General features: G+C 30.0%; 9 protein-coding genes. All 9 read left to right on the top strand.

The window, feature by feature from the left end; all coding sequences use genetic code 11:
• The first annotated feature begins 346 nt into the window (after nt 1-346).
• Complete coding sequence (gene xerA, locus H3Z83_RS12800) at nt 347-1,504, top strand: site-specific tyrosine recombinase/integron integrase (protein WP_182125892.1); 1,158 nt, start codon at nt 347-349, stop codon at nt 1,502-1,504.
• Between the two features lie 65 nt (nt 1,505-1,569).
• The gene (locus H3Z83_RS12795) at nt 1,570-2,364 is read left to right on the top strand and encodes a cation transporter (protein WP_182125891.1); all 795 of its coding nucleotides are present in this window, start codon (nt 1,570-1,572) and stop codon (nt 2,362-2,364) included.
• A gap of 219 nt (nt 2,365-2,583) precedes the next feature.
• Nucleotides 2,584-3,171 carry a hypothetical protein gene (locus H3Z83_RS12790; RefSeq protein ID WP_182125890.1) on the top strand — a complete coding sequence of 196 codons (588 nt, stop codon included), beginning with the start codon at nt 2,584-2,586 and terminating at the stop codon, nt 3,169-3,171.
• A gap of 140 nt (nt 3,172-3,311) precedes the next feature.
• Nucleotides 3,312-4,205 carry a DUF6882 domain-containing protein gene (locus H3Z83_RS12785; protein ID WP_182125889.1) on the top strand — a complete coding sequence of 298 codons (894 nt, stop codon included), beginning with the start codon at nt 3,312-3,314 and terminating at the stop codon, nt 4,203-4,205.
• Between the two features lie 162 nt (nt 4,206-4,367).
• Nucleotides 4,368-4,784: a hypothetical protein gene (locus tag H3Z83_RS12780; protein WP_182125888.1), complete on the top strand. Its 417-nt coding sequence runs from the start codon at nt 4,368-4,370 to the stop codon at nt 4,782-4,784.
• Nucleotides 4,785-5,222 carry a hypothetical protein gene (locus H3Z83_RS12775; RefSeq protein WP_182125887.1) on the top strand — a complete coding sequence of 146 codons (438 nt, stop codon included), beginning with the start codon at nt 4,785-4,787 and terminating at the stop codon, nt 5,220-5,222.
• 131 nt (nt 5,223-5,353) lie between these two features.
• The gene (locus H3Z83_RS12770; protein ID WP_182125886.1) at nt 5,354-5,767 is read left to right on the top strand and encodes an SMI1/KNR4 family protein; all 414 of its coding nucleotides are present in this window, start codon (nt 5,354-5,356) and stop codon (nt 5,765-5,767) included.
• A gap of 150 nt (nt 5,768-5,917) precedes the next feature.
• On the top strand, nt 5,918-6,586 hold the full coding sequence (locus H3Z83_RS12765) for a hypothetical protein (RefSeq protein WP_182125885.1): 669 nt from the start codon (nt 5,918-5,920) through the stop codon (nt 6,584-6,586).
• 143 nt (nt 6,587-6,729) lie between these two features.
• Nucleotides 6,730-7,245 (top strand): hypothetical protein, encoded by a 516-nt coding sequence (locus H3Z83_RS12760; RefSeq protein WP_182125697.1) that lies wholly within the window; start codon nt 6,730-6,732, stop codon nt 7,243-7,245.
• Nucleotides 7,246-7,359: the final 114 nt, after the last annotated feature.

Below are 7,359 nucleotides of genomic sequence, written 5' to 3'. Positions count from 1 at the left end.
TAGTAGCGGGAACTGGACTCGAACCAGTGACCTTCGGGTTATGAGTTCGAAGGAATACCTCTTTTCACGCTCTTTACACTTATTTTTTTTATAAAACTGTTTACGAAACCGTTTACGGTAAATTAAACATATATTCTGATGTAAATTTAACCATTTTCTACATTACGCAATAAGTATTTTTAATGTATTTTCATTTCAACCTGCAATGAAAATACATCTCTTTATATTTTAAATATAAAAACACCAAGTAAAAACAACGCATTTTCAAAGCACCAATAACTAACTAAAATACAAATAGTTATAATTAAAAATAATTATATTTATATAAAATTAAGTTATATAGAAGATGAAAGAATTGCCTCTAATTTTACTAGAACAAAAAAATCATAGAAAAGTTCATCAATTATTGGTTAAGTTTAAATACAATGAAAATTTAATCAATCTAATAAGAAAAATTCCAAATGTAAATTGGAGTTCTTCATTAAAATCTTGGTATATAAAAGACACACTAGATAATTTAAATTTAATTCTTAACACTTTTAAAAATAAAGCAACTATTGACCAAAGTAAATTATCAAGAAAAAATGCTTTTAAGAGGAATTTAACAGATGAGCAAAGGAAACTGCTAAACAATTTTTATCTCTATTTAAAAGGAAAAAGATATAGTCGAAGTACAATACAGACTTATACTTTTTTTATTGCAGATTTCGTAAATTTCTATACAAAAGTATCTTTAGAAAATCTCACAAACAGAGATGTTGAAATTCTTATTGAAAAGGTTTTTATTGAACGAAATTATTCTATTAGTTCGCAAAGACAATTTATAAGTGCTTTAAAAATTTTCATAAACTTTTACCCATATACAAAAATTAATAATCTAAAATTAGAAAGACCTAAAAAGTCACGCAAACTTCCAAATGTTTTATCACAAGAAGAAGTTTTAAATATTATTCGATGCACTCAAAATTTAAAACACCGCGCTATTATATCTTTAATTTATTCTTGCGGATTAAGGGTAAGTGAATTAGTAAATTTGAAATTAGTCGACTTCCATATTGAAAGAAAACAGCTAATTATAAAAAATGGAAAAGGAAGAAAAGATCGGTATGTAAGTTTAGCTGAGAGTTTTTTACCACTTCTGTCTAATTACTATAATACTTTTAAACCTTCTATTTATTTCGTTGAAGGGCAAAAAGGAGGAAAATATAGCACTGAAAGTATTAGACAATTTTTAAGAAGAAGCTGCAAAAAAGCTCATATTAACAAAACCGTTACACCACATACACTAAGACATAGTTATGCTACTCATTTATTAGAAAACGGTGTTGACATAAGATATATACAATCTTTACTAGGTCATGCAAAACCTGAAACCACAATGATTTACACTCATGTAAAAAGGAAAGATTTAATGGAAATTCAAAACCCATTAGATATGGCGTTACAGAAGTTAAAACACATGGATAAAAACAATAGAAATGTTTTATTATCCGGAGATATTTAACCTAAAAACAATATATTTGATTGTATATAACCAGTTGTAAGTAATACGAAAAAACTAGAAATCGAGTGAATAAAACAGTATTTGTAATTACCAAAATGGACTGTCCTTCAGAGGAAAATCTAATCCGAATGAAATTGGAAGGAATTTCAAGTATTGCGAATTTGGACTTTGATATTCCGAATCGAAAATTGACCGTTTTTCACAGCGGAGAAATTGATCAAATCGAAAAGTCAGTTATCGAACTGAATTTGGGTGGAAAAAAAATCTCAACGGAACAAACCGACCAAGCGGAATTTAAAGAAAACGAAAATCAGAAAAAGCTACTTTGGTCTGTACTTGCCATAAATTTCGCGTTTTTCATAATCGAAATGACAACAGGAATTATCTCAAAATCAATGGGACTTGTTGCCGACAGTTTGGATATGCTAGCCGACAGTTTCGTATACGGAATTAGCTTGTTTGCGGTTGGCGGAACAGTAATAAAGAAAAAACGAATTGCCAAACTTGCAGGATATTTTCAAATAATACTTGCGATTATTGGATTTGTAGAAGTTTTGAGAAGGTTTTTTGGAGACGAGAAACTTCCCGATTTTTCAACAATGATTATCGTTTCTATTTTTGCACTTATCGCAAACGGAATTTGTCTTTACATTTTGCAAAAGTCAAAGGGTAAAGAAGAGGCACATATTAAAGCAAGTATGATTTTTACATCGAATGACGTGATTATCAATTTGGGGGTAATAATTGCTGGAATTTTGGTAAATTGGTTGAGTTCAAGTAAACCAGATTTGATTATTGGTACAATCGTTTTTGTGTTGGTAATTCAAGGTGCATTTCGGATTTTGAAATTAAGTAAGTAACGAAAAAAGCACTACTTACAACAACGTGTATAAAACATAGCTAATGTAGGTTTTCCGAGAGGTTTGTGCTTACTTGCAAAGACCGCCAAATTTTTAAATTTGGCTTTTAAAATTGATAAATTAAAAACAAAATAAAAAAATTCGGGCTTTGTGTTTATCCGAAAAGTTAGCGTCTTTTTGCACGCTACGTTCCATACACAAACCGTTACCTAACATTAGATGAAACTAATCACCAAAATTATAATTCTATTATTGCTGATAAGTTGTAACAACAAAATAAGTAAGTCCAAAATTGAAATCGCTCAAGAGTATTTTGAATCTCAAAAAGAATTTGACAAATCTAATCTAAACAAATTATTATCTGATAACGTAAAAGTATTCTATGGAAATGAAATTGGGACTGATAATAAGGAATCTTTAATAAAGACAACTGGATTCTCTTACGGACTGAACACTCAAAATGAATTGATTAAAATTACCCTGACAGACACTAATAAGGTTGAATTGACAATTAAAGAAATGGATGATTTGACCAAACATTTTGAAATGGATAATGTAATTTACAAATACACCTATGAGATTAATAACGATGTAATTCAAAAAATCACTTTAGATACAATTGACAATCCTAATTTCAATTATAAACAACAAGAAATCACGTTCAATAAAAAGTTGAACAGACTAATGGAATGGATTCACGAAAATCATAAAGATAAAGCTGAATTGATGGACGAATACGATAATGATTATAGAGCAGGAAAAATATTATCTGAACTAATAAAAAAAAGAAATAAAAACGTTAGGTAACAATGCATAACCGCAATTACGACGGATTCGACTACGTCCGAATCCACTCGGAATTGCTAAAGTCTGTGCTAAACCGAAAATTAACGCATATTATCCCGTAACTGACGGCTATACAAAACCGTTGTAGCTAATTAAACGAAATGCACAAATCAACCTTAACAATATTATTAATTATGTTTTCATTCTTTTCTAAAGGTCAATCTGACTTGGAAGCCAAATTTTCAGAAGCCAACTCTGATATGAGCTCAAGAAATATGTATCATAGAATAGTTTGGAATATGCAACCGACAAATCAATACTTGTTTGACCAAACAAAAGGAGAAGTTAAATATACTGTTGAGGAAAATGGCTTTGAAGTAATTGCAACAACTAAAATTTTAGGAACATTCAATCTTGATGACAAAACATTTTTATGGGCAGATAAAAATCACTCAATCAATAAAAATTTAAATAACAAAGTAGATTCGTTTAGAAAAACACTACCAAAAAAATATCAAAAGGATAAATTCAAATCTTCGACTGAATTCAACACAAATTTATTGTCTCTTTTTAGCTATCAATTGAATTCGAATGGTTTTGATTCGAAACGTCAAGACAGTGCAATCATATATTTCTCTCTTTTAAATATAAAATTATTCAAAGACGGAAATGAAATTTCAGTAATTGAACCTAAAAATCATACAATTCCAATTCAAGATGAAAAAAATGTTGAACTGATAAAAAAATTCCACAAAGAAAAACTAGAAATAAACAAACAGTATAACGAAGAAAGGATTAGTTCTGACCAAGCTTTTGACAAAATTAAATCTGTTCATTTAAAATATTGGCTAAACGAAGATTCATACTTTTTCCCTTCTTTGTCTTGGCCTTGTGATTTTGATGAAAAGTCAATACTTGAGTGGAAAGAATTTAAAATCGATGGCAATAGATTTTTTGTGATGTACACGACTGATTTAGGATGGACTACTGAATCTTATGCATATGAAGTTGATTCAAATGCAAATGGAGATAAAATAATAATAAACGAATATTAAAAATAACTAGCTACAACAATGGCTATAAGTAATTGCTTGTTCTCGCCTACTTTGGAAATTCCTGCGGAATTTCCAACTTGGTGTGTACTTGCAAAGTTAAGTGCTAACCCACGCAACTACTCATAGCCGAGACCGTTGTAAGCAAGCTAAAAACCGAACAGAATGGAACTATATCACGGAACTAATAATCACTTTGCAACAGAAATAAGAGACGGAAAAATTGACGTGAAAATTGGAGGAGGAGAATTAGGAAGAGGTTTTTATATCGGAGACTTACCACATCAGGCATTTAATTGGGCTTGGCATCAATATAAAAAAGATAAAGCAGTTGTTAAATTAGAATTTGATGATGACGAAATTCTAAATCAAAATCCATTATGTTTAAATTACAGAGAAACTTGTACACAAAGGAATATCATAAGAGATAATAACCAAACACGAAATTTTTTATTTAATGAAAATATAGTTTGGGCTCCAGTTGTCGGAAAAAATATTCCAAATTTCAACCAATTAAAATTTGAAAGTCAGAATGCCGAAAATTTAGCGAATGATGCTTCTGTCCAAAAATCAATTTACTAAATGGAGAGCATACTTTATTTATCTTATTCAAATGTAAGTGATGGATTGGTATTTCCAAATGAATTGAGTGAAGGAGTTTATTCTCCTGGAATGTGGGTTTTACAATCTGAAAATATAAATGCAACGAACGAACTGTATGATTTTGATGCTGTTGATGAAAATAAATTGATTAAATTGAATTTAAGTAAGATTCAAAATAACTATTTTCAAGTGGATACAAGGAAGTACGGAAAAATAAACTTTCGTCTTCACGAAATTTACTATAGATATCAAAATTATGTTGGAAATAGCAATTTAATAAATCCACATTTGAAATTTTTCCAATTAGTACCAATTGATATTCCTAAATTGAGTAATCTATGTCTTGAAAAAGGCTTTTTTTTAGTTGGGAAAATTGACGAAGAAATGAATAAAGCCAGCTTACAACAACGTGTATAGTCAATTGCTTTTTCTGTGTGTACTCGGAAAATCCTACGGATTTTCCTCTGGTTCGTTTTCTTTTGCTAACTTAGTTCCAGCCAACGCAACTAACCATACACGAACACGTTGTAACCAATTTGAAGAAACCTATGAAATATGATTTAGAATTGAGTATTTTAAACCAAGTTGAAGATAAAACGGACAAATCAAATTTGCGAAAAAAGCTGTCTGAATCCGACTTAAATCAATTGCGACTAAATCATAGTGGAATTTCTGAAGAATATCTGACTTATCTAAAGGAAATCGGTTCAGGTAGTTTTAAAGAAAGCCAATTTAAGGTTCAGGACTATTTATTTGACCTTTCCGAATTAGGACTCGAGGACATTTATGAATTGAAAGATGAAATTAAATTCTTTGGAGATAATTTCGCTGGAGATTTAGCAGGTTTTGACTTTGAAAAAAATCCAAGTGAAGTAATCGAATTTTGGCACGATGACGGAACGATTTACGAAACAGGAAAATCATTTAAGGAATATATTGGAGAAAAAATCGGAATTGAATAAAAACTGGTTACAACACTGTATAAAATTAATTGCTAGTTCTAGCCTACTTACGAAAATCCTCGCGGATTTTCTATTCGGTTTGTATTTGCTAAATTAGTTGCCTAAACACGCAACTAATCTTATACAAAAACGTTAGCTACAACCTGAAAAATGAGATACGTAAAACTAATTTCGATATTTATTTTAATTCTGACTTTCGCAGGATGTTCAGTAAAGGAATATTATTTCCCAATGTCTGAATTGACTAATGGAAAAGTCTATAAATACGAATGTAAATCTGAACCAAGCAAAACCCAATATTGGAAATTAACTTCGGATTTAAAAAATCAAATCCTGACTACAGAAGCATACGAAAGTGACTTCAGACAATATGAGTTGTTTAAAGAAAAAATTACTGATAAAGGAACTGAAGTTATTGAATTTACAAGTTATCTTAAAAACCAAAAAGGTCTTTTACTTCCAGTTTATAACATTCCTAAAGATGTTGATGTTTTTAAATGGAATAAAAAAGAACCTTATAAATATTCTGCAGAAACAGATTACGATGGAAAGTATAAAACGATATTTTCAAAAGAAAGAGAATATGTTGGAAAATCTAAAATCAGCATTCTCGGAAAAGAACACGAAGCAATTAAACTAAAAGGAAATTATAAAACTGTAGTTGTGAATTCAACTGAAAAATTCGAATACACTCAATACAGTTATTATATAAAAGGAATTGGTTTAGCGAAAATGGAAAAGGAATATTCAGACGGAAAAAAGGAAACTCTTGAACTGACTGAAATTATGACTATTGACGAATGGAATAAAAGGCAGTAGCTAACAACGTGTATAATTAATTGCTTTGGCAAGTGCTTATTTGGAAAATTCCTTCGGAATTTTCTCTGGCTCGTGATAGTTTACTAAATTAGAGTCTCAACCACACAACTAACCATACACAAACACGTTGGCAGTAATTTGAAATGACGAACTTTAAAACTGAAAAAGATAAATTACTATTGGAATTAGATTTCGAAATTAAACGGAATCTTGACAATGGAATTCTAAAATCATTGTATCGGAATTTGAATTCATTACAATCTGTTTCTGACCTGAATGGAATTTTAAGTAGACTTGTTGTTGACAGCCTCGATTATGAATTTAAAATCGGAGAAAAATTAATTGAATTTGAGAATTATTTCTCTGACTTTTCTAACTCAATTCGTTCAGCTGAATTGAAACGTTTAGCGAAAAAATTAATTAAGGAAAATACGAGAATTACATTTTACGGAAAAGCTTGGTCTGAAAGTAAAGCGAATTGGATTTATTTTGACAAAGTGTTTGACTTAAAAAAAATGCGGAACAAATTCGAATTTGGAGAAAATATAATTGAACATCAGAATTTGGACATTAGGTCTGGATTAGAAAGCGGATTTATTGACAAAAATACTAACGAGGGAATAATGGGAAAAATAAAAACTACTGCCAACAATGTATAAAAATAATTGCTACATTAGTGCTTAAACAAAGGTAGTTGCAGTTTTGTTACGTCTGATTTTCCTGCGGAAAATCCTCGCACACAAAACCGCAACTATTCTTATACGAGACCGTTG

It is taken from the genome of Tenacibaculum pelagium (assembly GCF_014062345.1).
In the GTDB taxonomy this organism is placed as follows: Bacteria; Bacteroidota; Bacteroidia; order Flavobacteriales; family Flavobacteriaceae; genus Polaribacter; species Polaribacter pelagius.
This window is presented reverse-complemented; position numbering and strand designations above follow the sequence as displayed.